At 67.8% G+C, this 22,595-nt stretch carries 28 protein-coding genes, 1 tRNA gene and 2 pseudogenes; 12 read left to right on the top strand and 19 right to left on the bottom strand.

The window, feature by feature from the left end:
• Positions 1-190 (top strand): hypothetical protein (locus AQY21_RS13750; RefSeq protein WP_203416505.1); only part of this gene is annotated, 190 nt, incomplete at its 5' end.
• 166 nt (positions 191-356) lie between these two features.
• Here the strand turns inward: AQY21_RS13750 and AQY21_RS13755 are convergent.
• The 9 genes from AQY21_RS13755 to AQY21_RS13795 are packed head-to-tail and all read right to left on the bottom strand — an operon-like array spanning position 357 to position 4,962.
• Complete coding sequence (locus tag AQY21_RS13755) at positions 357-890, bottom strand: hypothetical protein (RefSeq protein WP_058098207.1); 534 nt, start codon at positions 888-890, stop codon at positions 357-359.
• Positions 891-905: 15 nt separating this feature from the next.
• Positions 906-1,658, bottom strand: a complete 753-nt coding sequence (flgH, locus tag AQY21_RS13760) for a flagellar basal body L-ring protein FlgH (RefSeq protein ID WP_082658108.1) — start codon at positions 1,656-1,658, stop codon at positions 906-908.
• Positions 1,659-1,668: 10 nt separating this feature from the next.
• Positions 1,669-2,085 carry a flagellar basal body P-ring formation chaperone FlgA gene (gene flgA / locus AQY21_RS13765; RefSeq protein WP_058098209.1) on the bottom strand — a complete coding sequence of 139 codons (417 nt, stop codon included), beginning with the start codon at positions 2,083-2,085 and terminating at the stop codon, positions 1,669-1,671.
• Positions 2,085-2,870 (bottom strand): flagellar basal-body rod protein FlgG, encoded by a 786-nt coding sequence (gene flgG, locus AQY21_RS13770; protein ID WP_058098210.1) that lies wholly within the window; start codon positions 2,868-2,870, stop codon positions 2,085-2,087. Before flgG ends, flgA begins: the two co-directional genes overlap by 1 nt.
• 11 nt (positions 2,871-2,881) lie before the next feature.
• Positions 2,882-3,598, bottom strand: coding sequence for a flagellar hook-basal body complex protein (locus AQY21_RS13775; protein ID WP_058098211.1), 717 nt, complete (start codon positions 3,596-3,598; stop codon positions 2,882-2,884).
• 3 nt (positions 3,599-3,601) lie between these two features.
• Positions 3,602-3,868, bottom strand: coding sequence for a flagellar biosynthetic protein FliQ (locus AQY21_RS13780; protein WP_036760481.1), 267 nt, complete (start codon positions 3,866-3,868; stop codon positions 3,602-3,604).
• A gap of 10 nt (positions 3,869-3,878) precedes the next feature.
• Positions 3,879-4,157: a flagellar hook-basal body complex protein FliE gene (locus tag AQY21_RS13785; protein WP_058098212.1), complete on the bottom strand. Its 279-nt coding sequence runs from the start codon at positions 4,155-4,157 to the stop codon at positions 3,879-3,881.
• A gap of 11 nt (positions 4,158-4,168) precedes the next feature.
• Positions 4,169-4,561, bottom strand: coding sequence for a flagellar basal body rod protein FlgC (gene flgC, locus AQY21_RS13790; protein ID WP_058098213.1), 393 nt, complete (start codon positions 4,559-4,561; stop codon positions 4,169-4,171).
• 11 nt (positions 4,562-4,572) lie between these two features.
• A complete protein-coding gene (locus tag AQY21_RS13795; protein ID WP_058098214.1) occupies positions 4,573-4,962 on the bottom strand; it encodes a FlgB family protein in 390 nt (129 codons plus the stop codon).
• Positions 4,963-5,070: 108 nt separating this feature from the next.
• Between AQY21_RS13795 and AQY21_RS13800 the strand changes: the two genes are divergently transcribed.
• Positions 5,071-6,387 carry a FliI/YscN family ATPase gene (locus tag AQY21_RS13800; RefSeq protein WP_058098215.1) on the top strand — a complete coding sequence of 439 codons (1,317 nt, stop codon included), beginning with the start codon at positions 5,071-5,073 and terminating at the stop codon, positions 6,385-6,387.
• Positions 6,388-6,512: 125 nt separating this feature from the next.
• Entirely contained in the window at positions 6,513-7,244 is a 732-nt protein-coding gene (locus AQY21_RS13805; RefSeq protein WP_058098216.1) for a Crp/Fnr family transcriptional regulator, read from the top strand.
• A 3-nt stretch (positions 7,245-7,247) separates the two neighbouring features.
• On the opposite strand, the gene AQY21_RS29755 is transcribed toward AQY21_RS13805, so the two are convergent.
• From AQY21_RS29755 to AQY21_RS13820, 3 genes are all read right to left on the bottom strand, one after another.
• The gene (locus AQY21_RS29755; RefSeq protein WP_058098217.1) at positions 7,248-8,066 is read right to left on the bottom strand and encodes an extensin family protein; all 819 of its coding nucleotides are present in this window, start codon (positions 8,064-8,066) and stop codon (positions 7,248-7,250) included.
• A gap of 6 nt (positions 8,067-8,072) precedes the next feature.
• A complete protein-coding gene (locus AQY21_RS13815) occupies positions 8,073-9,542 on the bottom strand; it encodes a L,D-transpeptidase (protein ID WP_058098218.1) in 1,470 nt (489 codons plus the stop codon).
• A 108-nt stretch (positions 9,543-9,650) separates the two neighbouring features.
• Positions 9,651-10,400, bottom strand: a complete 750-nt coding sequence (locus tag AQY21_RS13820; protein WP_058098219.1) for a GntR family transcriptional regulator — start codon at positions 10,398-10,400, stop codon at positions 9,651-9,653.
• Positions 10,401-10,676: 276 nt separating this feature from the next.
• Between AQY21_RS13820 and AQY21_RS13825 the strand changes: the two genes are divergently transcribed.
• From AQY21_RS13825 to AQY21_RS30205, 6 genes are all read left to right on the top strand, one after another.
• The gene (locus AQY21_RS13825) at positions 10,677-11,852 is read left to right on the top strand and encodes an MFS transporter (RefSeq protein WP_058098220.1); all 1,176 of its coding nucleotides are present in this window, start codon (positions 10,677-10,679) and stop codon (positions 11,850-11,852) included.
• Positions 11,853-11,909: 57 nt separating this feature from the next.
• Positions 11,910-12,389, top strand: coding sequence for an ureidoglycolate lyase (locus AQY21_RS13830; protein ID WP_058098221.1), 480 nt, complete (start codon positions 11,910-11,912; stop codon positions 12,387-12,389).
• Positions 12,386-13,018, top strand: a complete 633-nt coding sequence (locus AQY21_RS13835) for a ribonuclease HII (protein WP_058098222.1) — start codon at positions 12,386-12,388, stop codon at positions 13,016-13,018. The genes AQY21_RS13830 and AQY21_RS13835 overlap by 4 nt, the downstream gene beginning before the upstream one ends.
• Before the next feature lie 88 nt (positions 13,019-13,106).
• Complete coding sequence (locus AQY21_RS13840; RefSeq protein WP_058098223.1) at positions 13,107-14,237, top strand: site-specific DNA-methyltransferase; 1,131 nt, start codon at positions 13,107-13,109, stop codon at positions 14,235-14,237.
• Between the two features lie 128 nt (positions 14,238-14,365).
• On the top strand, positions 14,366-14,608 hold the full coding sequence (locus AQY21_RS29765) for a hypothetical protein (protein ID WP_058098224.1): 243 nt from the start codon (positions 14,366-14,368) through the stop codon (positions 14,606-14,608).
• Complete coding sequence (locus tag AQY21_RS30205; RefSeq protein WP_369807773.1) at positions 14,551-14,958, top strand: hypothetical protein; 408 nt, start codon at positions 14,551-14,553, stop codon at positions 14,956-14,958. The genes AQY21_RS29765 and AQY21_RS30205 overlap by 58 nt, the downstream gene beginning before the upstream one ends.
• A 224-nt stretch (positions 14,959-15,182) precedes the next feature.
• On the opposite strand, the gene AQY21_RS13855 is transcribed toward AQY21_RS30205, so the two are convergent.
• Both AQY21_RS13855 and AQY21_RS13860 read right to left on the bottom strand, forming a co-directional pair.
• Complete coding sequence (locus AQY21_RS13855; protein ID WP_058098226.1) at positions 15,183-16,319, bottom strand: alkane 1-monooxygenase; 1,137 nt, start codon at positions 16,317-16,319, stop codon at positions 15,183-15,185.
• A 70-nt stretch (positions 16,320-16,389) separates the two neighbouring features.
• Entirely contained in the window at positions 16,390-17,463 is a 1,074-nt protein-coding gene (locus AQY21_RS13860; RefSeq protein WP_058098227.1) for an A/G-specific adenine glycosylase, read from the bottom strand.
• A 76-nt stretch (positions 17,464-17,539) separates the two neighbouring features.
• Here AQY21_RS13860 and AQY21_RS13865 point away from each other — a divergent pair, with 76 nt between their 5' ends.
• Both AQY21_RS13865 and AQY21_RS13870 read left to right on the top strand, forming a co-directional pair.
• Positions 17,540-18,100 (top strand): DUF721 domain-containing protein, encoded by a 561-nt coding sequence (locus AQY21_RS13865; RefSeq protein ID WP_058098228.1) that lies wholly within the window; start codon positions 17,540-17,542, stop codon positions 18,098-18,100.
• Positions 18,097-18,759, top strand: coding sequence for a DsbA family protein (locus AQY21_RS13870; RefSeq protein ID WP_058098229.1), 663 nt, complete (start codon positions 18,097-18,099; stop codon positions 18,757-18,759). The genes AQY21_RS13865 and AQY21_RS13870 overlap by 4 nt, the downstream gene beginning before the upstream one ends.
• Before the next feature lie 79 nt (positions 18,760-18,838).
• On the opposite strand, the gene lpxK is transcribed toward AQY21_RS13870, so the two are convergent.
• From lpxK to AQY21_RS30210, 5 genes and pseudogenes are all read right to left on the bottom strand, one after another.
• Complete coding sequence (gene lpxK / locus AQY21_RS13875; RefSeq protein ID WP_058098230.1) at positions 18,839-19,828, bottom strand: tetraacyldisaccharide 4'-kinase; 990 nt, start codon at positions 19,826-19,828, stop codon at positions 18,839-18,841.
• Positions 19,825-21,057 carry a 3-deoxy-D-manno-octulosonic acid transferase gene (locus tag AQY21_RS13880; RefSeq protein ID WP_058098231.1) on the bottom strand — a complete coding sequence of 411 codons (1,233 nt, stop codon included), beginning with the start codon at positions 21,055-21,057 and terminating at the stop codon, positions 19,825-19,827. Before AQY21_RS13880 ends, lpxK begins: the two co-directional genes overlap by 4 nt.
• A 16-nt stretch (positions 21,058-21,073) precedes the next feature.
• The gene (locus tag AQY21_RS13885) at positions 21,074-21,319 is read right to left on the bottom strand and encodes a DUF4170 domain-containing protein (RefSeq protein WP_058098232.1); all 246 of its coding nucleotides are present in this window, start codon (positions 21,317-21,319) and stop codon (positions 21,074-21,076) included.
• A 399-nt stretch (positions 21,320-21,718) separates the two neighbouring features.
• Positions 21,719-21,804, bottom strand: a tRNA-Leu gene (locus AQY21_RS13890).
• Between the two features lie 163 nt (positions 21,805-21,967).
• A pseudogene (locus tag AQY21_RS30210) lies at positions 21,968-22,264 on the bottom strand (transposase); the annotation flags it as partial.
• Positions 22,265-22,379: 115 nt separating this feature from the next.
• Here AQY21_RS30210 and AQY21_RS13895 point away from each other — a divergent pair.
• Positions 22,380-22,595 (top strand): annotated as a pseudogene (locus AQY21_RS13895) (IS110 family transposase); the annotation flags it as partial.

Raw genomic sequence — 22,595 nt, forward strand, 5'->3', positions numbered from 1 at the left:
GTCGCAGTCGCAGTCGCAGTCGCAGTCGCAGTCGCAGTCGCAGTCGCAGTCGCAGTCGCAGTCGCAGTCGCAGTCGCAGTCGCAGTCGCAGTCGCAGTCGCAGTCGCAGTCGCAGTCGCAGTCGCAGTCGCAGTCGCAGTCGCAGTCGCAGTCGCAGTCGCAGTCGCAGTCGGGCCCCGCCAACGCGTGAACGTCACCAGCCCGCTACGGGACTGGCCGAGGCCTCCTCGAACAACGTCCGCCCCCGCAGGGAGAGCGACAATCGGGTCGGCCGGGATTGCGCCAGGGCACGGCCGCTTGGATTTCCGTGCGCTGCCGATCCTGACGGGCCGGCTGTTATGGCTTCTGCCCGGGCCTTATTGGATCTGCCTGCCGATATCCTCGATGAGGATGCGCTTCACAGCCGGTCCCGCCGCCTTCTGCCCGGCGGCAAGCAGGGATGCGCGGAGCCGTTGCAGGGTCGGCTCGGCCGTGAAATTGCCATCGAAGGCGCCGGTATTCGCCTCGATTAGCAGGGCGTTCAGCAATGCGTCCCGCAGGCGATGTTCTTGCGCCTCGATATCCGCGCGGGCCGAAGCCGGCATCTCGACGCTCAGCGACAGGATCATGACGGCGGAGGACGTGCCGTTGCGCAGGATCGGCACGAAGAACTGGTTGGGGAATCTGAACCAGTCGAGATCCGTTTCGCTTGCCTCAGCCTTGCCGCTCCCGCCGCCATCGGCGCCTTTTTCCGGATCGGGCGCGGTCGATGGGTCATGGTCGGCTTTCGTGGCAGCGTCGGCGTCCTGGCCCGCCGGCTCCGAAGGCTTTTCTTTGCCGAGCATGTCGCCGCCGACCGCGCCGCCAAGAAAGGCCAGCAAGGGAATCAGGATGAGCAGGATCTTTTTCACGGCGCCCCCGTCGCTTCAGTAAGGCAGGAGGATATCGGCGATCTGCTGGCCATAGCGCGGCTGCTGCACATCGCTGATCTGGCCGCGGCCGCCATAGGAGATGCGCGCGCCCGCGATTCGGTCATAGGCGATCTCGTTGCGCCGCCCGATATCCGAGGGACGCACGAAGCCGCTGACGGTCAGTTCGCGCACTTCGTAATTCACCCGCACCTCCTGCGTGCCCTGGATGCGCAGCACGCCGTTGGGCAGGCGATCGACCACGGTGGCCGCGACGCGCAGGGTCAGCTTGTCCCGGCGCGAGATATTGCCGCTGCCCTTGAAGCTGGAGGATGCCTTGGCCTCGGCCAGCTCGTCCATGCTGGCCCCTTCCGGCAGCATCTCGTCGATGCGCTGCGGCAGGCCCATCATCGAGGGGATGCTGACATTATCGGCCGAGCTGCGGCTGCGCCCCGAGCTGTTCTGGATTTCCGCGCGGTCGTCGATCTCGATCACCACGGTCAGGATATCGCCGCGGTTCGACGCTCGCCGGTTCGCGACCAGCGAATTCTGCGATGCGGTCCAGAGCGAGGCCGTGCTGTCGGGTCTGTAGGGCAGGTCTTGCATGCCATGGCTCGACGAGGTCATGGCCTGGAACTCGACGCTGCTTTCCGGCTCGGTCATGTCGGGCACCTGCCCGATCTGCGAGACCCGGCCGCAGGCTGCAAGCGACAGGGCCAGGGTCACGGTGCCGAGAAGCAGGGCTGGTCTGGGGAACATGTACTGGGGCATGGAAGGACTTTCAGTTTTGCTGGACGATGACCGTCCCGTCCGGGGCCACGCGCCCCGAGACGGTCACGCGCGAGGCGTTGTTCATGACGCGGATGATCTGTCCGGCGCTTCCGGCCGAAAGCGCCCGGCCCTCGGCCTCGATCCGCAGGGCGGCCTTTTCATAGGCGATGGTGACGATCTGGTTGCGTCCGACCAGGGTCGGTGCGGTCAGGGCCGAAGGGTCGATGCGGCGGCCCTGATAAACCATGACCCGCAGCTGCTGGCCCAGGACCTGGGCAATGTCCTCGGCGCCGCCCTGCTGGTCCTGGGCCAGCGACACGTCCCCGGCCGAGATCACCGTTCCGGCCGGCAGCGTTCGATTGGCGACGACCGAGCCGGCAAGTGCCGGTTGCGGCAGCAACAAAAGCAGGAGGATCATGCCCCGCATCAGCGCACCTGCACCGTTGTGCCAAGCATCTGGTCGGCGGCCGTGATGACCTTGGAGTTCAACTCGTAGCCGCGTTGCGCCTTGATCAGCTCGGCGATCTCGCGCACCGGGTCGACCGAGCTTTCCTCGAGGAAACCGGCGCGGATCGTGCCCAGCCCCTCCTGGCCCGGGGTGGCGACCTGCGGCGGGCCGGAAGCCACCGTTTCCAGGAACATGTTCGAGCCGATCGCCTCCAGCCCCTTTCCGTTGACGAAATTGGCCAGCGTGATCTGGCCCAGGTTCTCGGGCTCGACCCGGTCGTCGAAATAGGCAAAGACTTGGCCGTCGGCATTGATCGCGATGCTGCGGGCATCCTCGGGGATGGTGATGTCGGGGACCAGCGGATAGCCCTCCGAGGTGACGACCTGCCCCTCGGCCGAGCGTTTGAGGCTGCCGTCGCGGGTATAGGCCGAGATGCCCGAGGGCATCGTGACCTCCAGATAGCCGTTGCCGTCGATGGCGATGTCCAGATCGCCGTTGGTCTGGACCGGGGTACCCTGCGCCAGCATGACCGTCACGCTGGCCGGGCGCACGCCCAGGCCAAGCTGCACGCCCGCCGGGACCATGGTGCCATTGGTCGCGGTCAGCGTGCCGGGCCGGGTGACCTGCTGGTATTGCAGGTCCGAGAATTCCGCCCGCCGGGCGTTGTAGCCCGTGGTGGACATGTTCGCGAGGTTGTTCGAGATGACATCGACGCGCATCTGCTGCGCGCTCATCCCCGAGGCCGCGATCTGAAGTGCTCTCATGGTCTGTCCTTTCACCGGGTCAACGAGGAGATGGTCTGGCGGATGCGCTGGTCTTCCTGGTCGAGGAAGCTCTGGCCCAGCTGATAGGCGCGCTGAACCTCGATCATGCGGGCGATCTCCAGCACCGGATCGACGTTGGAATCCTCCAGGAAGCCCTGGCGCAGCACGGCCTCGTCAAGCGGTTCGACCGTGCCGCCGGGGTCGAAAAGCGTGCCTGCCTCGTGCCGCAGTCGCGACGGATCGGGGCTGGCGAAGACGCCGATGCGGCCGACCGGATTGCCGTCGGCCGAGATCGTGCCGTCGATGCCGATCCCGACGCTGCCCACTCCGGCCGGGATCACGATCGGGGCCGCGCCGTCGTCGAGCAGCTGATGGCCCTCGGCGTTGACCAGTTCGCCCTCGGCATTGGTCATGAAGGCGCCGGCGCGGGTCAGCCGGTTGCCCTGCGGCGTCTGGACCATCAGGAAGCCTTCGCCGTCGATGGCCATATCGAACTGGCCATTGGTCTGGGTCATGCCGCCGGGGGCAAGATCGACCATCCGGCCGCGGCCATTGGCCATGGCAAGCGTCTCGCCGCGCCTGTCCAGCGCAACCATGTATTCCGAGAACACCACCCCCTCGCGCCGGAAGCCGGTGGTGTTGGCGTTGGCGATGTTGTTGGCGACGGTGTGCATCTCGCGCATCAGGCCGGATTGCCGGGTCAGCGCGGCATAGATCGCGTTGTCCATGGCCTAGGACCCTGCGATCTGCGGCAGGATCTGGTCGGTGAAGAAGCTGGTCAGCGTCGCGGTCATGAAGCTCATGCTGACCCAGAACACCACCAGCATCAGGCCGATCTTGGGCACGAAGGTCAGGGTCATCTCCTGCACCGAGGTCAGCGCCTGGAACAGGCCGATCACCACGCCCGCCACCAACGCCACGATCAGCAGCGGCGCCGACATGCGCACCGCGATCCACAGCGCCTGCCGGGTCAGGTCGAAGATCAGGTTCTCATCCATTGTCATGTCCTCAGACCGGCATGCGCAGGATTTCCTGATAGGCCTCAACCACCTTGTCGCGGATGGCGACCACGGTCTCGAGCGCGATCTCGGCCTGGGCGATGCTGTGGACCAGGTCATGGGTGTCGGTCTTGCCGGTCATGGCGCCGGTCGCGGCCAGGTCGACCTGTTCCATCACCCGGGCGAAATCCGCGGCGGCGTTGGTCACGCTCTGCGGCAGGCCCTCGGCCGGGGCGACCGCATGGCGGGCGCGGTCATAGGCGGTTGCGGCAAGTGTCGGTGAAATCATGGCATTTCTCCCTAGCGGCGGATCAGATCCAGCAGCGAGCTGCCCATCTGGCGGGATTGTTCAAAGACGCGCAGATTGGCCTCATAGCTGCGGCTGGCCTCTTTCGCGTCGGCGATTTCGACGATCAGGTCCACGTTGGAGCCCGAATAATAGCCCTCGTCATCGGCCATCGGGTGGGCCGGGTCATAGACGCGCGGCAATTCGCGCCGGTCGAGGCGGGTCGGCCCTGGCGCCACCGCCCCGGTGGGACGGCCGAAATCGACCTGTTCCTGAAAGGCCACCAGCTTGCGGCGATAGCCGGGCGTGTCGGCATTGGCGATGTTTTCCGAAATATGACGCAGGCGCACGGCCTGGGATTTCATCCCTGAAACGGCAAGTTCGGTCGCGGAAAGCGCTCCGGTCATCCTCGCCCCCTTCAGCCGCGGCGGCCCAGGCTGGTGCGGACCAGCGCAAGCGAGGATTTGGTCACCGCCAGGGACAGGTCGAACTGGCGCTTGGCGGCGGCGCTGCGAAACATCTCGTCCTCGAGCGAGACGGTATTGCCATTCGGCGCCGGTTCGCCGCCGGCATCCGTGATGCGGTCGGTGCCGCCGCCCCAGCCGACCCCGGTCAGATGACCCGGGCGCGCGGCGCGCATGTCCGTGGCGACATGGCTGCGATAGGATTCGGCAAAGCCGACCAGATCGCGCGAGCGGAAGCCGGGCGTGTCGGCATTGGCGACGTTCCGGGCGATCAGCTTTTGCCGTTCGGCGGCGTGGGTGGTCAGCGTGCTGGCCATCCGCAAGGTGTCGATCCGGTCAAACATCCAGGCGTCTCCTCAGGTTCCGATAAACCCGGTCTTAACCTCGATAGGTTTAGAAACCCTTTCGAGGCGCGGGAGCCCGTCGAAAAACGCGAGGACGGAATGGATAAAATGCAATCTATCGCGGCGCGGATGCGGCGGGTTCGCCTGACCCGGCATCTCGGCCAGGTCAGCGCGATCCAGGCCGGGCTGATCCTGGCGGGTGGACTGAACAGCCATGCCTCGCTGGGGGACCGCGTCGTGTTTTCAAGGCGCTCCGGGGACAGCCTGAGCGGAGAGATCGTGGCGCTGCACTCCGATCAGGCTGCGATCCTGCCCGAAGGGCCGATGGACGGGCTGTCGATCGGCACGCGGGTCGAGTTGGTCTTTGCACCCACGCTCGCGCCGGCGAATGGCTGGATCGGGCGAATCATCGACCCTTTCGGCAGGCCGCTCGATGGCCGCCCCCTTGTCGCGGGGGGCGAGGAGCGCGGCTTTCGTCCCGCCCCGCCGCCCGCCGCCTTGCGCAATCGGCTGGGCGGTCGGCTCGATACCGGACTGGCGGTGTTCGACACGCTGCTGCCGCTGGTGCGCGGCCAGCGCATGGGGCTGTTCGCGGGCTCGGGCGTGGGCAAGTCCACGCTGCTTTCCGCGCTGGCCAAGGGGGTTTCCGCCGAGGTCGTAGTGATCGCCCTGATCGGCGAGCGGGGCCGCGAGCTGCGCGAATTCGTCGAGGAAACGCTGGGCGAGGAGGGCATGGCGCGCTCGGTGGTGGTGGCGGCGACCTCGGACCAGTCGCCGCTGATGCGCCGCCGCTGTGCCTGGGCGGCGATGACCGTGGCCGAGCATTTCCGCGACCAGGGCCGGCATGTGCTGTTCCTGGCCGATTCGATCACCCGTTTTGCCGAGGCGCATCGCGAAATCGCGCTGGCAGCAGGGGAAAGCCCCAGCTATCGCGGCTTTCCGCCCTCGACCTCGCATCTGATCATGTCACTGGCCGAACGCTCGGGGCCGGGGCCCGCAGGTTCGGGCGACATCACCGCGATCTTCAGCGTGCTGGTCGCCGGCTCGGACATGGAGGAGCCGGTGGCCGACATCCTGCGCGGCGTGCTGGACGGCCATGTCGTGCTGGACCGCGCCATTGCCGAACGCGGGCGGTTCCCGGCGGTGGACGTGCTGCGCTCGGTGTCGCGCTCTCTGCCGCAGGCGGCCAGCGCGGCCGAAAATGCGCTGATCGCGCGGGCGCGGGCCACACTGGGCACCTATGCCGAATCCGAATTGATGATCCGCGCCGGGCTTTATGCGCCGGGCTCGGATCCCGGGCTGGACGAGGCGGTGCGGCTTTATCCGGCGCTGGACGGATTCTTCACCCGGCAGGGCGCCAATGCCCGGCAAAGCTTCGCGCTGCTGGCCGAGGCCCTGGGCGCACCCGCGCCGCAACCCGCCTGATGGCGAAAGAAGCCTATGAATCCGGCAGGGTTATGGCATGATTGATGAATGTTAACCGGAGTCCCGAGATCGTTGCACCGCTGCCGCCGCGTTGACAATCTCCTGCGGTCGAGCCGAGGAGCGTCATGGCCATCACCGAATATTTCATCCGCTACCTGCAACGAAGGGACCTGCTCTCCGAGGCCGATATCGCCTGCCTGCGCGCGATTCCGACCGCGCATGTCTGCTTTCGCCCCGGCGAGGTGATCGTGCCCCGGGGGCGGCTGGCGACGCAAAGCTGCATGATGCTGCGCGGCATGGCGGCGCGCCAGCACGACCTGGTCGGCCGCCCGGGCGAGCGGGTCATCACCGCCCTGCATGTGCCGGGGGATTTCGTCGATCTGCACGGTTTCGTGTTGGCCGGGCTGGAGCATGACGTGATCTCGGTCGGCGCATCCGAGGTGGAGTTCGTCGATCATGCCGAGCTGCGGCAGATCACGCAGAACTTTCCACATCTGACCCGGCTCTTGTGGATGTCCACGGTGATCGACGCGGCGATTCACCGGCAATGGCTGGTCGCGGCGGCCTCGCTGCGGTCGAGCGCGCATCTGGCGCATCTGCTGTGCGAACTCTACATCCGGCTCTCCAGCGTCGGGGCGGCGCAGGACCATCGCTTCACCTTGCCGCTGCTGCAAAAGGAGCTGGCGAATATCCTGGGCTATACGCCGATCCATGTGAACCGCGCCGTGCGCGACCTGCGCGCGGATGGGCTGATCCGCTGGACCGGCAGCGAGATCGAGATCCTCGACTGGCAGCGGTTGGTGCGGCTTGCGCGGTTCGATCCGGAATATCTGGATCTGGGGCGGGTCCGGCGCTGAGCCCTATTGGCACAGCCGAAAGCCGCCGCGCCGCGCCTTGATGTCGAGATGCAGGTGGTCGTCATGCGCCGCATTGGCGCCGGGTCCGAGCACCGTGGTGAAATGCAGGCAGGCCGTGCCGCGCGCCGCGCGCTGGAAGGCCTCCTGGAAATCGCCGCTGTCCTGGCGCGGCTCGACCTCGATGCGGGTGCCGTCCTCGAAGCGGAAGGCGGCGATGTCGAAGGCATTGCCAAAGGCGTGTTCGGACAGGGTTTCCCCCTTGTCCCCGACCGTTGCCCGGCATTGATAGGTCGAGCCCGGTTCCAGCGCCACCAGCCGCGGCTGGCCCGGCAACAGTGCCGCGGCCGGGCGGACGAAATCGCGCAGCCAATGCGCCAGGTGCCGGGCCAGGTCGCAGCGCATCGGCGCGCCGCCCGGGATCTCGATGCCGGGCAGGGGCTGGCGCAGCAGGACCGGGCGGTCGATGCCGCAATCGCGCTGCTCGGCGTCCAGCATCGGCGGCGCCTCGCTGTAACCGGCGCCGAGCAGGGTCAGTTCCAGCAGGCAGGCGGAATAGTCGAAATCGCTTTCCCGCAAGGTGGTATGAACCGGCGGCGCCGGCGGGCCGAAGGGCTCGGGGGCCTCGCCGCGCGCGGCGGGTTCTTCCGGTGCAGGTGCGGGCTGGGGCGGTTCCTTGGGCGCCGGGGCGGTCTCCTGTGCGGGACGCGGGGCGGGGCGTTCCTCGGCCGGGCGGTCGGGGCGCGGCGCCGGCGCGTCCTGGGCCGGGGCCCGGCCCGGCAGGACCGTCAGCACCAGCGCCAAGACCGCTGCCAGCCCGCGCATCCGGCGTCACCCGGCCTGCGGGTAAAGCGTCACGCTGCCCGGCGCCTGATCCGGCAGGCTTTCCGGCAGCATCGGGTCCGAGGGGTATTCCGGCTCCTCCTCGACAGGCAGGGGATGGGGGGTGTCCGGGACCAGCGGCTCTTGCGACACCGGCGCTTCCGGAGTGATGACCAGGGGCTCGGGCGTGACGACCGTCGCAGCCGCGGTCGCGGCGGCGGCCTCGGTCACGGCCGTTGCCGCGGGGATTGGCGTGACCTCGGCGACGATCGAGGGCGCTTCGGCGATGGCCGGCGGCGGCAGGCGGTCGCCGCGGGCCGGCGGGCGGGTGCCGGCGATCGTCGCGACCGCCGCCGTCTGCGTTGCCGCGGCCATGGGCGAGGCGCCGGTCACATCGGCGATCCTGACCCCGGGGGGCAGGAACTCCACCGTCGTGACTTTGGGCTTGACCATATGCGCCAGCTCCCACGCGTCCCAGTTCGTCAGCCGCACGCAGCCATGCGATTGGTTCAGGAACAGCTGCGAGGGGGTGGCGGTTCCGTGGATGCCGTAGGTCGGTTCCGAAAGGTCGATCCAGACATTGCCGACCGGCCCGTTCGGCCCGGGCGGGACGATCAGCACCCGGTCGTTCTCGCCCTGCTTGAAGTTGCGATGCGGATTGTAGGTATAGGTCGGGTTCAGCGCCACCGCGTCGACGACGTGATTGCCATGCGGCGAGGGCGTGTCGGCCGAGCCGACGGTGGCGGGGTAATCCGCGACCATGTTGCCCTTGGCGTCATAGGCGGCGACGCGGCGGGTTTCCTTGTCCACGATGATGCGGGTGACGGCGGCGCGGATCGGCTTGGCCGGGACGGTGGCATGGATCGTCTCGCCGGGCTGGAAGCGGGCGCCGGGATTCAGCTTGGCCAGGAACTTCTCGTCCATGTGGAAACGCTCGGCCAGCTTCTCCAGCACGCTGGTATAGCCCTGCGACGTCATTGCTGCCTTTTCGGCGTAATCCGAGGGGATGCGGTCCACCAGGCCGGTCGCGTCCTCCTCGGTGATGGTATAGGCCATGGTCAGCGGCGCGGCGGCATAGCCCTGGAGCAGGTCCCAGACCGCGTGATCCATGCGGCCGGTCATCGGCAGGCCGGACCGGCGCTGGAAGGCCATGACGGCGCTTTCGCTCATGCCGCCGCGCCAGCCGTCCACCACGCCGGGCGAGATGCCGGCGCGGTCCAGCAGGATCTGCACCTTGGCGGTCAGCGCGGATTGGCCTGCGGGCAGGTCGCCGCCGTCATAGCTGGCCGCCTCGATCTCGGCCGGGGTGATCGAGGTCAGGGCCCGGGGCTTGGGCGCCGCGACCTGCGCGGCGGTGCCGGAGGCCGGCGTGGTCGCGGGGACGGCCTGCGCCCAGCCGGGCGACAGCGGCAGAACTAGCGCGGCCGCGGCCAGCGAAAGGCGCGAAAAAAGGCCCGTGCGGGGTCGGGTCGGGGGCATGCTCGGATCCGGTCTGTTGCCTGTCGTGTTCTGGTTTTGCCGCGCACATTTGGCCAAATGCGCGCGTAAGGCAAGCTTTAGCCGGTCAACTCGGGTTGAACGCCGCCTTCAGATCGTCGCGGCGAAGCGATGATGCTGCGGAAAATAGCGCCGCGTCAGCGAGACCGGCATGTTGTTCAGCCAGTCGATCCGCTCGACCAGCAGGACCGGATCGCCCGGCGCCAGGCCCAGGGCCTCGGGCACGAGGTCGGGACCGGCCAGGGCCGCGCCGATCGCCATGCTGGCGCGGTTGATCGGCACATGGCCCAGCAGCCATTCGCAGGGGCTCATCTGCACCAGCGCCTCGCGCGTCAAGCCGGGGGTGGCGTAATTGTTGATCCAGCGTTCCTCGCAGCAATAGGGCGCTTCGTCGGCGCTGAACCGGGCCTTGACGCGCAACAGGCGGTCGTCGGTGCGCAGCAGCATGGCCTGCGCGACATCCGCCGGGGGCGGGCATTCCTGATAATCCAGCAATGTATAGCCATAGACCTTGCCCGCGGCCTCGATCTCGCGCCGCAGCAGGAAGCGCACCATCTGCACCCGGGGGTGCTGCGCCACGCGGGTGCCCACCTTGCGCCGGCGTTCAAGCACGCCGCTTTGCGCAAGGGTCTGCAACGCCCGGTTCACCGTGGCGCGCGCGCAGCCGAATTCCGTCGCCAGCTCCGCCTCGGTCGGGATCAGTTCGCCCTCGGGCCAGTTGCCGTTGTGGATGCGGGTCAGAACTTCTTCCTGGACGGCCTGCCAGGTCATGTTCCGGCGCTTGCGCTCCTGCGGTTCTGCCGAAAGTGCCTGCGCCACGTGGCTGGGAAGTTCTATCATGTCTAAAATATGTCTTTGCGTCGAGGTTGCGGCAGAACTCGATACCTCTGGCCGAACGGGTCCCCGTCGCCGGGCTGCGACGAAGCCGAGCGGCAGGTCTGCCCGACCGGGGGACTTTGGTAAACTCATTGGTTTAGTTTTTGATTGCAAATTCCCGTGAGGGTCAAGGTCAATTGCGCGCTCAGGCCATGTTCCGCCTGTCCAGGTTGACATTCCGCCGGCCGGGCAGGACAAATCGGGCGATTCTCAAGAGGTGATGCCGTGTCGGAAGCTTCGATGTTCCGCGGCCAGGGCGTTTCCGCCACGGCCTGGACGGTGCTGATCGCGATCAGCCTTTGCCACATGATCAACGACATCATGCAGTCCATGCTGGCCGCGATCTATCCCTTGCTGCGCGAGGAGTTTACGCTGTCCTACTGGCAGATCGGCATGATGACCTTTGCCTTTCAGGTCACCGCCTCGCTGCTCCAGCCGGTGGTCGGCATGGTGACGGACCGCAAGCCGATGCCGCGCTCGCTGGCCGTGGGCATGGGCTCGACCTTCGTCGGCGTCCTGCTGCTGGCCTTGGCGCATGAATATTGGGTGCTTCTGTCGGGGGCGATGCTGATCGGGATCGGCTCGGCCGTGTTCCATCCCGAAAGCTCGCGCGTGGCGCGCATCGCCTCGGGCGGGCGATTCGGCACGGCACAGTCGCTGTTCCAGCTGGGCGGCAATTTCGGCCAGGCGCTCGGCCCGCTGCTTGCCGCCTTCATCGTGGTGCCGCTGGGCCGGCCGTCGGTGGCGATCTTCTCGATCGCGGCCATGGCGGGTTCGGCGATCCTGTGGCGGATCGGCAACTGGGCCGAGGGACGGCGCAAGGCCGCGGCCGCGCGCCCCACAGCGGCCTTGCCGTTTTCGCGCCAGCGGGTGGCGGTCGCCATCGTGGTGCTGGCCCTGCTGACATTCACCAAGAACATCTATACCGCCAGCATTTCCAGCTATTACACCTTCTTCCTGATCGAGAAATTCGGGCTGAGCACCCAGCATGCGCAGGTGATGCTGTTCCTGTTCCTGGGCGGTATGGCGGCGGGCGTCATGCTGGGCGGGCTGGTCGGAGACCGGATCGGGCCGCTCAAGGTGATCTGGTTCTCGATCCTCGGCATCCTGCCCTTCACGCTGGTCTTGCCGCATGTCGGGCTGGTGGCGACCGGGTTCCTGACCGTGGTGATCGGGTTGATCCTGGCCTCGGCCTTTCCTGCCATCGTGGTCTTTGCGCAGGAACTGGTGCCGGGGCGGACCGGGATGATCGCCGGCATCTTCTTCGGCTTCGCCTTCGGCATGGGCGGGATCGCCGCCGCGGTGCTGGGCGTGGTGGCGGATGCGAAGGGGATCGAATTCGTCTATCAGATCTGCTCCTATCTGCCGCTGATGGGTCTGCTGACCATCTTCTTGCCGCGGATGGAGCGGTTGTAGCTGCCGGGCCGGGGGCGCCGCCCCCGGACCCCCGGGATATTTGGACACGGAAGAAACATGACGACGATCAAGGCAAGGCCCATCACGGCCGAGGAATTCGCCCCCTATGGCGAGTTGCTGGCCCCGCGCGAGGCACCCAGCAAGATGATCAACGCCGGCCGCTGCGAGCGCCATCACGCGCTGGCCACGGTCGAACGCGGCGGCGGCGAGGCGATCATCTCGATCTTCCGCTCCGAGCCGGTGAGTCTGCCCTATGACTGCACGCTGCTGGAGCGGCATCCGCTGGGGTCGCAGGCCTTCGTGCCGCTGGGGCCGGATCCCTGGCTGTCGATCGTGGCGCCCGACGAGGGCGGCCGGCCGGGCGCGCCGATTGCCTTTCTGGTGCCGGAAGGCATGGGCGTGAACCTGCGCGCCGGGGTCTGGCACGGCGTGCTGACGCCGCTGGACCGGCCGGCCGATTTCCTGGTCGTGGATCGCGAGGGCGAGGGCGTGAACCTGGAAGAGGTCGAGATCGCGCCCGTCACCGTCGAGGCATGAGCTGGCCGGATTATTCCTTTGAGGAGGCCGCGCTTCGGTCCGGGGCGCGGTTCGTTGCCGGCGTGGACGAGGTCGGGCGCGGGCCCTTGGCCGGGCCGGTGACGGCGGCGGCGGTGATCCTGGATGCTGCCTGCATCCCCGACGGGCTGAACGATTCCAAGAAGCTGTCGGCCAAGCGCCGCGAGACACTGGCCGAAATGATCATGGCGCGCTGCGACTGGGCCGTCGGCCATGCCAGCGTCGAGGAGATCGACCGGCTGAACATCCTGCGCGCCTCGCATCTGGCGATGTGCCGGGCCATCGCCGGGCTGCGCCAGCGGCCCTGCCTGGTGCTGGTCGACGGCAACATGCTGCCGCGCGAGCTGGACCTGCCGGGGCAGGCGGTGGTCGGCGGCGATGCGCGCTGCCTGTCCATCGCCGCGGCCTCGATCCTGGCGAAACTGTTGCGCGATCGCATCATGGTGGATTTGGCGCAACAGCATCCCGGATACGGCTGGGAAGTGAATGCCGGATATCCGACCCCGGCGCATCGCCGGGCGCTGCTAGATCTGGGCGTGACACCATATCATAGGCGCAGCTTTGCCCCGGTCTACAAGATATTGTGTAAAGAAGAAACCACAAGCTCTTGATTCGAAAAAGAATTTGACGGCGAATCGGCTGTGACTCATTATCGGCCCATCCAAATCGGCAACCCAATAGCCGAAACCCGAGGCAGTGATGACCAAGCTTGACACGAAATCCCGCGCTGCGGCGCGAACCCTTCCGCTCAACCAGATTCTGGCCGGCGACTGCATCGAGATCATGAACGCGCTGCCCGAGGCCAGCGTCGATCTGATCTTTGCCGATCCGCCCTACAACCTGCAACTCAAGGGCGAGCTGCACCGGCCGGACAATTCCAGGGTCGATGCGGTGGACGACCATTGGGACCAGTTCTCGGGCTTTGCCGCCTATGACCGCTTTACCCGCGACTGGCTGGCCGCCGCGCGCCGCATCCTCAAGCCCGACGGGGCGATCTGGGTCATCGGCTCCTATCACAATATCTTCCGGGTCGGGGCCGAGTTGCAGAACCAGGGTTTCTGGATCCTGAACGACGTGGTCTGGCGCAAGGCCAATCCGATGCCGAATTTCCGCGGCAAGCGGCTGACCAACGCGCATGAGACGATGATCTGGGCCAGCAAGTCCGAGGGCGCGAAATACACCTTCAACTACGAGGCGCTGAAATCGCTGAACGAGGGCGTGCAGATGCGCTCGGACTGGGTGCTGCCGATCTGCACCGGCGGCGAGCGGCTGAAGGATGCCGGCGGCGCCAAGGCGCATCCGACCCAGAAGCCCGAGGCGCTGCTGCACCGCATCCTGGTCGGGTCCACGAATCCGGGCGACGTGGTGCTGGACCCGTTCTTCGGCACCGGCACCACCGGCGCGGTGGCCAAGATGCTGGGCCGCGATTTCATCGGCATCGAGCGCGAAGCCGCCTATCGCGAGGTGGCCGAGAAGCGTATCGCCCGCATCCGCAAGTTCGACAGCGAGGCCATCGCCACCATCAAGCCCAAACGCGCCGAGCCGCGCGTGCCCTTCGGCCAGGTGGTCGAGCGCGGCATGCTGCGCCCGGGCGAGGAGCTTTATTCGCTGAACAACCGCCACAAGGCCAAGGTGCGCGCCGATGGCAGCCTGATCGGCAATGACGTCAAGGGCTCGATCCATCAGGTCGGCGCCGCGCTGGAGGGTGCGCCCAGCTGCAACGGCTGGACCTATTGGCATTTCCGCCGCGAGGGGCGGATGGTGCCCATCGACATCCTGCGCCAGCAGATTCGCGCCGAGATGGAGGCCGACGAGGGCCGCACCCACTGATCCCCAAGGTTTCGCCAAGTCCCGAAGCTCCGCGAGCTCTGGCGCGGCCGGGACTGCCTTGCCCCGTCCAGCGGCATGCCGCCGGGCGGGGCCTTTTCCGGTTTGCCGCAATGCGGGATGAACGGCCCATGCGCGATCCCCATTCCGACCTTCCCGCCAGCGCCTTCTGGCGCAGCGCCGCGGCCGAGGCCGATCCGGCTGCCCCCGCCGGCATCTTCGCGCCGAAGTTCGGCCTGGGGCGCGACGCGGCCATCGCCACCGTGGGCAGTTCGCGGCGGCGCATGCGGATGTTGACTATTTCCCCGCCTATGAGATCGTTACCGATCCGGCGGCGCGCGGGTGCTTCTTTCACCACGATTTGCGCGAGGTGACGGCCAAGGGCGTGGCGACGGTGATGGGTTCCTTTCTGGTTGCCTGCGGGCTTGCGGCAGAGACCGGGCCTTCCGGCAGCGAAACACCGGAGCCAGGGCCACCGATGCCGCCGAGAATGTCATCTGTGAGGAAATCCTGCTGGAGACATTCCGCAAATGACGGCGCGCAAGGTGCTGATGCTGGGCAATTCGCATACCGCCGCCCCGCGCATCGCCCTGCCGCGTCCGTCCCGAAGGCTGGCCCGGTTTCCAGCCCGATGTCCTTGCCATGCCGGGCGACACCTGGAGTTGAAGGACGGCGTGCTTTACCCCCAAGACGCCGAGGTGCACAGAAAGATGCCCTATTATAACGGCATCACCGACCTGCCGGTGTCGGGTTACGATGCTTTCGCCGTGATCGGCTGCCTGGCCTTCCATCGGCTGGCCGATTTGCAGGACAGCCATCGCAGCCTGGACTTCCCCTCGGTCGCGCGGGGCGAGCGGTGCCGGCTGGTCCTCGGCCCTGGTCGAGGCGCTGCTGGCCGAACGCATCGGCAATTCGCCGGAGCTACGCCTGATCCAGGCGCTGGCGGCGCTATAGCGCGCCGCGCGGCATCGGCAGGTCGCCGCGGCTATAGGGCCGCCAATCGGTGATCTCGGGATAGAATTGCCGCCGCCAGGCCCGGACTCGGGGGTTCATCCGCCGCCGCCACAACGGCGGGACCATTGCCAGGAAGGTCATGGCCGGATAGCCCATCGGCAGCTGCGGCGCCTCGTCCTCGCCATAGGTTTGCAGCAGCGGAAAGCGCCGGTCCGGCTTGTAATGGTGATCCGAATGGCGTTGCAGGTTGATGAGCAGCCAGTTCGTCGCCCGGTGCGTGCTGTTCCAGCTGTGGCGCGGCAGCACATGCTCATAGCGGCCGTTGCCAAGATATTTGCGGGTCAGGCCGTAATGCTCGACGTAATTGGTCAGCTCGAGCTGCCAGATGGCGACGAGGGCCTGCCAGAGAAACAGCAGCACCCCCTGCCAGCCGCCGAGGATCAGGGCCAGCGCCAGCATGGCCAGTTGCAGCGCGGCGTAGCGCCAGAACGGGTTGCGGCGGTCGAATTTCGAGCGGCCGGCACGGACCAGGCGCCGGCTCTCGGCCTGCCAGGCGCTTTTCGGGCATTCGATCAACACGCGCAGGAAGAAGCGGAAGAAGCTCTCGTTGTAGCGGGCCGAGACCGCGTCGCGCGGCGTTGCCACCCAGGAATGATGCACCAGCAGGTGCTCGGTGCGGAAATGCGAGTAAAGCGTCGAGGCCAGCAGCAGATCGCCCAGCCAGCGTTCCATCCTGTTCTTCTGGTGCAGCAGCTCATGGGCATAGACGATGCCGATGGTGCCCGAGGCCACGCCGATGCCGAAGAACAGCCCCAGCTTTTCCCAGCCCGACAGGTCGCTGCGCGTGGCATGCCAGATCGCGCCGAAGATCATCGCCGCCTGGATCGGAAACCAGATGATGGTGATGGCGCGATACCAGAAAAGCTGCGCTTCGGGCGTGTCGGCATCGGGGTTTTCCTCGTTCAGGCCCAGCACCGCGTCCAGCAGAGTCATCAGATACCAGGCGTAAAGCGGCATCAGCAGGAACCACCAGCCGCCAAGGCGGGCGGCGAGGACGGCAAGCGGCACCATGCCCAGCGAAAGCCAGAAGGGCAGGGCGTCGATCAGGCGGGAACGAAACGCGGTTTGCATGGGCACGGATGAAACTGGGAAATGGCCTGGCCTGCTTGGTCCGTCGAATGAATGCGGGCTGCGGGCGCGGCTAGGACGGGCTTCGGGGTGGTCGGCCACGGCGACCGGATGTCGCGGGCCGGGCTGTCGTTTCGGGGCGGGCAAGCGCCCAGGCCTTGCGCATCAGCCCGGGCAGGGCGGCAGGTCTGAACTCGCTGAGCGGCGCCAGACTGCCGCGTTCCGGTGCGGCGGTCAAGCGGGCGGCCATCACCGTCAGGTCCAGCGCGAAATGGGTGAAGACATGGCGGACCAGCCCGATCTCCTGCCAGTCGGCCGGAGCGGGCGGCGGCAGCTGCGAGCCGTCCCAGCCGGTCGAGGGAAAGGCCAGCGTGCCGCCCAGAAGGCCCTTTTCCGGCCGGGTCTCGACCAGCACCGCATTCTCGGCAAAGCCGATCCAGACCGTGCCCCGGCGCAGCGGCTTGGCCTTCTTGGGCGCCTTGCGCGGCAGATCGGCGGCGATGCCCTGCGCGCGGGCCGCGCAATGGCCGATGATCGGACAGATGCCGCAGGCCGGGCTCCTTGGCGTGCAGATGGTCGCGCCCAGGTCCATCATCGCCTGGGCGAAATCGCCCGGCCGTTCGGCGGGCGTCAGGCCGGCGGCCAGCGCGACCAGCTCCGGCTTGGCGGCGGGCAGCGGGGTTTCGACCGCGAAAAGCCGGGCGGTGACGCGCTCGACATTGCCGTCCACCACCGTCTCGGGCCGGTCGAAGGCGATGGCGGCGATGGCGGCCGAGGTATAGGCGCCGATGCCGGGCAGGGAGGCCAGCCCCTCGCGCGTGTCGGGAAAGGCGCCCATGGCCGCGACGGCGCGGGCGCAGGCGATCAGGTTGCGGGCGCGGGCGTAATAGCCAAGCCCGGCCCATTCCGCCATCACCTGGGCATCCCCGGCGGCGGCAAGGTCGTGGACCGTGGGCCAGAGGCTGGTGAACCGTTCGAAATAGGCCTTCACCGCGGCGACGGTGGTCTGTTGCAGCATCACCTCGGACAGCCAGACACGGTAGGGATCGGCGCGGCCCTGGCCGGGGGGGACGCGCCATGGCAGCACCCGGGCATGGCGGTCATACCATGCCAGCAGCTCGGTCGGGATCACCCTCAGGTCACGCAATTTTCAGCCTCGTCTCTCTGGTATCCGGGCGCGTCGCGGTCCAGACTGCGCGCCAGATAAACCATATGGTCGCCCGATGGCCCAGAAGAAACCCGAGACCCAGCCCCGCCGCCGGATGCGCGGCTTCGAGGCGGCGGCCCAGCTGGTCGCGCAGCGGGTCAAGGCGGCGGGCGAAAGCCGCGGCTTCGCCATAGCCCGGCTGCTGACCCATTGGCCCGAGGTGGTCGGCCCCGAGCTTGCCGCCCATGCCCGCCCGGTCAGGATCAGCCATGGCAAGGGTTTCGGCGCCACGCTGACCCTGCTGGTGCCGGGCGTGCAGGCGCCGTTGGTCTCCATGCAGCTGGACCAGATCCGGGCGCGGGTGAATGCCTGCTATGGCTTCAACGCGGTTTCGCGCATCGTGCTGACCCAGACCGCGCCGGTGGGTTTTGCGGAAGGGGCAGGAGGCTTTGCCGAGGGGCAGGCCGAATTCCGCGCCGCGCCGCGCCGCGCGGCGGCGCCGGATCCGCAAAAGCTCGCCCAGGCCGAGGCTGTCGCCTCGGGCTTCGACAATCCGGCGCTGTCCGCTGCCATGCGGCGGCTGGCGCTGAACATCCTGTCCCGCCGGGACGCCAACGACCGAAAGGCCAATCCATGATGCTGCTTCGCCGCTCTCTGATCGCCGCCGCCACGGCCGCGCTGACCGTTTCCGCGCTGCCTGCGCTGGCGCAAGAGGCGAAACCCGCCGACAATGCGCAAGCCGCCGAGCAGATGCCCGAGGGCAAGGTCCTGCCCGATATCGCCCTGGGTCAGGAAGACGCGCCGGTCACCATCATCGAATATGCCAGCTTCACATGCAGCCATTGCGCGGCCTTCCACGACGAGAACCTGCCCAAGCTCAAGGCGGAATATGTCGATACCGGCAAGGTGAGGTTCATCCAGCGCGACGTCTATTTCGATGCCGTGGGCCTCTGGGCCGGCATCCTCGCCCGCTGCGGCGGGGACGAGAAATACTATGCCGTTTCGGACCTGATCTTCAGCGACCAGAAGAACTGGCTGGACGCGAAATCGGGCGATGAGATCGCCGCCAACCTGCGCAAGATCGGCGCCAAGGCCGGCATGACGGCCGAGCAGATGGACGCCTGCTGGAACGACCAGCAGAAGGTCGCGGATCTGGTCACCACCTTCCAGACCCATGCCACCGCCGACCAGATCGAGGGCACGCCGACCTTCATCATCGCCGGCGAAAAGGTCCAGAACCAGCCTTGGGAGGACCTGAAGAAGATCATCGACGCCAAGCTGGCCGAGCAAGGCTGAGCGATCTCCGGGCGGCGCGGTCGCGGGAGTATTTGGAAAACGGTGAAAGCGAAAGGCCCCGGACCTGTTCCGGGGCCTTTCACAATCCCAGCGCGGCCAGCCGGTCGGTGAGCGGCGCCGTGTCGTCCAGTTGCAGCCGCACCGGCAGGGCCAGCACCTTGGGCCGGAAGCTGCGCGGCAGCCGCACGGCATCCTTCTCGGTCGTCACCATCTGCGCGCCGATCAACCGCGATTCGGTCTCGAGCCGGGTCAGCAGCTGTGGGGTGAAGGGCTGGTGATCCTCCAGCGCCTCGGCGCGGACCACCTCGGCGCCGAGGTCGCGCAGGGTGGCGAAAAATTTCTCGGGATGGCCGATGCCGGCAAAGGCCAGCACGCGCTGGTCCTGCCAGTCCATGCCGGTCTGCAAGGGCGCGAGCCGGCCGGTCAGATGCGGCAGGGGCAGGCGCGCGCGCCATGCCGCGGCGAACTGCGCCTGCGCCGGGGCCTCGCCGATCGACAGCAGCAGGTCGGCACGGGCGAGGCCGCGATCCACCGGCTCGCGCAGCGGCCCGGCCGGCAGGCAGAGCCCGTTGCCGAAGCCCTTGGCCGCATCGACCACGACCAGCGCCAGGTCATGGGCCAGCGCCGGGTCCTGGAAACCGTCGTCGAGCAGGATCGCCTGCGCGCCGGCCTCCACCGCCGCCCTTGCGCCCGCCAGCCGGTCGTCCGCGACCCAGACCGGCGCGAAGGCGGCCATCAGCAGCGGCTCGTCGCCGACTTCGCCCGCTTTATGGTGCGCCTCCTCGACCCGCAGCGGGCCCTTTTCGCTGCCGCCATAGCCGCGCGAGACGACATGCACTGTGACGCCCCGCGCCTGCAAAAGCTGGGCCAGCATGATGGTGGTGGGCGTCTTGCCGGTGCCGCCGGCATTCAGGTTGCCGATGCAGATCACCGGCACGCCCGGCCTTGCACGCGCCCCCTGGGCCAGGCGGCGGGCGGTGGCGGCGGCATAAAGCGCGCCCAGCGGCGCCAGCAGGCGCGCGCGCAGCCCCGGAGGCTGGAACCAGAAGGCGGGGGCGCGGCGGCTCATCGCGTGTTCTCCATGGCCTCGATGACGGTATCGGCGATGCGGCGCAGCACGGCGGCGCCGCCGGTGCTGACCGACCAGGCATTGCCGGCCAGCATCGCCGACTGATCCGGCGCCGACAAGTCCGCGACCGCCCGGGTCAGCGCGGCGGCATCCGCGACCAGCCGCGCGGCCGAGGCGCCGTCGAGCTGCACCCATTCCGGGCCATGCGCCTCGGTGAGCGGGCCGTGGATGATGGCCGAACCGAGCGCCGCCGGCTCGAACGGATGGCGCGGCGCGAGACCGGGGCCGGGCAGGAGCGTGCCGCCCATGAAGCAGACCGGCGCCAGCCGGTACCACAGGCCCATCTCATGCGTATCCTCGGCAATCAGCACGTGATCGTCCAGCGAGGGGTCTTCGTCGTCCGAGCGCAGCACGGCGGCCAGGCCGAGCGCCTCGGCCTCGGCGCGGATTTCTGAGATGGTCTCGGCCGGCAGGCCGGCCAGGATCAGCAGCGCGCGATGATTGTGATGCAGCGCGGCCTGATGCGCGGCCAGCGCGGCATGGGCCTCGGGCAGGCTGGGACATGCCGCCAGCCAGATATGGCGGCCGGCCAGGATCTGGGCCAATGCCCGCCGCTCGGCCTCGTTCGCGGCCAGCGGCGGCCGCGTCTCGGTGATCGGTCCGGTCAGCTCGATCCGGTCGGGCGCTGCGCCAAGCTGCCGGGCGGCGGCGGCGGCGGTGGGGTCCGGGGCAAGGATGCGGGTGATCCTGCCCATGAGCCCGCGATTGATCGCGCCGCGCCACGAGCCGCGCCGGGTATAGGCCACCAGCCGCGCTTCGCACAGGATGACCGGCAGCCCCTGCTCGGCCATGCCCGAGATCAGCGAGGCGGGAAGCTGGTCGCCCAGGATCAGCAAGGCGCGCGGTTGCAGCGCCCCGATCACCTCGCGCACCGCGGCGGGGTCGCGGGGCCGGGGCAGGGCGACGGCGCGCAGGTCGGTCGGCAGCGCGCCCGGCGGCGGGGGCGCCCCGGTAAAGGCGAATCGCATTCCCGGTCGCCGCGCCAGCAGCGCCCTGATGAGCGGGCCGAGCTGCGGCGGATCCTCGGCGTTTTCCGAAAGATGCACCATGAGCAGCGGCCCCTCGCCCGGCGGGGCGCCGATGGGCGCGACCGGCCCGCTGGCCAGCGCCGCGCGGCGACGCAGATGCAGCCAGAGAGCCAGGGATGCGGTCGCCTGGAAGGGGAACATCGCGTGCCGCGACGGCTTAGCTGCCCAGTTCCTCGGTCGGGCTGACCTCGCGCTCCTCGTCGCGCAGCCGGTGCAGATGGGCGATGAAATAGCGGGTATGGGCGCTGTCCACGGTGCGCTGCGCCTCGGCCTTCCAGGCGGCATGGGCCTCGGCGTAGTTCGGGAAGATGCCGACGATATGGATGTCCTTGGTGTCGCGGAACTCGGTGCGGGTGGGATCGATAAGTTCGCCACCGAAAACGAGGTGGAGGCGCTGCGCCATTGTATTCTCCTGGGTTCGGATTCCGCCGCGAACCTAGCTGAGGCTTGCAGGGGAACCAAGGCGATTTGTGTAAAATCGCCGACGGTTCGCATTTGCGGTGAATCGTTAGCCGGGATAAGGAGGACATACCGACAGAGGGAGCACCCCCGGGCGGCCCAAGCGTGGTGGTGAGGGTCTTTCGGGTGGCGAGGACAGGCGAACCGGTGCGCTTTTCCTCGCCCTCTTTGCGGATCGCAGGCGGCCATCTAGTGATGGCGGCCTGCGGTCTCGGCCCGTTTGCCGCCGGCAAGAGCCGATCTGCGGGCGGTCCCGCCCATGCCGCCGGTCGGGGGGCATCTTCGGTTCAGCGTATCGGGAATCTTCCGGCACGGCTTGTCAGGCGGCGCAGGTCGCCGGGCATGGTGCGGGCGGCGGGACTCGAACCCGCACAGGCTTGCGCCCCAGGGAGTTTAAGTCCCATGCGTCTACCATTCCGCCACGCCCGCGCCGGGAATTGGCTAACGGGCGGGACGGGGATTGGCAAGCCTTCGTGGCTGCCGGGTTTAGGGCGTGTGGGGCTTCATCGTGAGTTGATAACGGCTGCAACGAGGTAGACCATTGCTTCGAAGCTCTGATCGGTTTGCAGGCACGCATAGCGATGCGCTTGAACTCCTTCAGCTTGCAGACGAAGTTCTCGATGAGGTGGCGCCAGGTGTAGATGTCGGGGTCGATCCTGAGTTTCTGCGCACGGGCGGGGTGTTGCGAGATCACGATCCGGGCGCCGCGGTCGTTCAACTCGGCAACCAATGCATTGCTGTCGAAGGCCTTGTCGGCGATCAGCCCGTCGAAAGCGATCCCGTTGATCAGCGGCGGCACCTCGACGCTGTCGTAGCGCTGGCCCGGCATCAGACGGAAGCGCACGAGGTTGCCCAAGGCATCGGTGAGGGCCAGAATCTTGGTCGCCATGCCGCCTTTGGAGCGGCCAATGGCCTGGCCCTGCGTCCCCCCCTTTATGGATGGCCCGCCCCTCCCGCCGCCGCTGGTGTAGGCTGTCGGCGTTCAAAGGAGGAAGGAGCGAACCATGAGCATTGTGATCCTCGGTATTGATCTCGGCAAGAACAGCTGCAGCCTGGTGGGGCTGGATGACAGCGGGAAGGTAGTGCTGCGACGTCGGATGCGTCGTGACAGCGTGATCGCCTTCGCATCGAAACTGTCGCCCTGCACGATGGCGATGGAGGCCTGCTGCGGCGCGCATCACATGGGACGAGCGCTGGCGGCGCTCGGGCACGAGGTTCGG

The sequence above is a fragment of the Paracoccus sp. MKU1 genome (assembly GCF_001447385.1).
Classification (GTDB): Bacteria; Pseudomonadota; Alphaproteobacteria; order Rhodobacterales; family Rhodobacteraceae; genus Paracoccus.

Coding starts and splice junctions, on each gene's coding strand:
- flgH (WP_082658108.1), bottom strand. CDS start 1,658: ATGCCCCAGTACATGTTCCCCAGACCAGCCCTGCTTCTCGGCACCGTG.
- AQY21_RS29765 (WP_058098224.1), top strand. CDS start 14,366: ATGCGCGATCCCCATTCCGACCTTCCCGCCAGCGCCTTCTGGCGCAGC.
- AQY21_RS13830 (WP_058098221.1), top strand. CDS start 11,910: ATGACGACGATCAAGGCAAGGCCCATCACGGCCGAGGAATTCGCCCCC.
- AQY21_RS13825 (WP_058098220.1), top strand. CDS start 10,677: ATGTTCCGCGGCCAGGGCGTTTCCGCCACGGCCTGGACGGTGCTGATC.
- AQY21_RS13820 (WP_058098219.1), bottom strand. CDS start 10,400: ATGATAGAACTTCCCAGCCACGTGGCGCAGGCACTTTCGGCAGAACCG.
- lpxK (WP_058098230.1), bottom strand. CDS start 19,828: ATGAGCCGCCGCGCCCCCGCCTTCTGGTTCCAGCCTCCGGGGCTGCGC.
- AQY21_RS13880 (WP_058098231.1), bottom strand. CDS start 21,057: ATGTTCCCCTTCCAGGCGACCGCATCCCTGGCTCTCTGGCTGCATCTG.
- AQY21_RS13870 (WP_058098229.1), top strand. CDS start 18,097: ATGATGCTGCTTCGCCGCTCTCTGATCGCCGCCGCCACGGCCGCGCTG.
- AQY21_RS13795 (WP_058098214.1), bottom strand. CDS start 4,962: ATGTTTGACCGGATCGACACCTTGCGGATGGCCAGCACGCTGACCACC.
- AQY21_RS13865 (WP_058098228.1), top strand. CDS start 17,540: ATGGCCCAGAAGAAACCCGAGACCCAGCCCCGCCGCCGGATGCGCGGC.
- AQY21_RS13885 (WP_058098232.1), bottom strand. CDS start 21,319: ATGGCGCAGCGCCTCCACCTCGTTTTCGGTGGCGAACTTATCGATCCC.
- flgG (WP_058098210.1), bottom strand. CDS start 2,870: ATGAGAGCACTTCAGATCGCGGCCTCGGGGATGAGCGCGCAGCAGATG.
- AQY21_RS13855 (WP_058098226.1), bottom strand. CDS start 16,319: ATGCAAACCGCGTTTCGTTCCCGCCTGATCGACGCCCTGCCCTTCTGG.
- AQY21_RS29755 (WP_058098217.1), bottom strand. CDS start 8,066: ATGCGCGGGCTGGCAGCGGTCTTGGCGCTGGTGCTGACGGTCCTGCCG.
- AQY21_RS13835 (WP_058098222.1), top strand. CDS start 12,386: ATGAGCTGGCCGGATTATTCCTTTGAGGAGGCCGCGCTTCGGTCCGGG.
- AQY21_RS13785 (WP_058098212.1), bottom strand. CDS start 4,157: ATGATTTCACCGACACTTGCCGCAACCGCCTATGACCGCGCCCGCCAT.
- AQY21_RS13805 (WP_058098216.1), top strand. CDS start 6,513: ATGGCCATCACCGAATATTTCATCCGCTACCTGCAACGAAGGGACCTG.
- flgA (WP_058098209.1), bottom strand. CDS start 2,085: ATGCGGGGCATGATCCTCCTGCTTTTGTTGCTGCCGCAACCGGCACTT.
- AQY21_RS13840 (WP_058098223.1), top strand. CDS start 13,107: ATGACCAAGCTTGACACGAAATCCCGCGCTGCGGCGCGAACCCTTCCG.
- AQY21_RS13775 (WP_058098211.1), bottom strand. CDS start 3,598: ATGGACAACGCGATCTATGCCGCGCTGACCCGGCAATCCGGCCTGATG.
- AQY21_RS13800 (WP_058098215.1), top strand. CDS start 5,071: ATGCAATCTATCGCGGCGCGGATGCGGCGGGTTCGCCTGACCCGGCAT.
- AQY21_RS13780 (WP_036760481.1), bottom strand. CDS start 3,868: ATGGATGAGAACCTGATCTTCGACCTGACCCGGCAGGCGCTGTGGATC.
- flgC (WP_058098213.1), bottom strand. CDS start 4,561: ATGACCGGAGCGCTTTCCGCGACCGAACTTGCCGTTTCAGGGATGAAA.
- AQY21_RS13815 (WP_058098218.1), bottom strand. CDS start 9,542: ATGCCCCCGACCCGACCCCGCACGGGCCTTTTTTCGCGCCTTTCGCTG.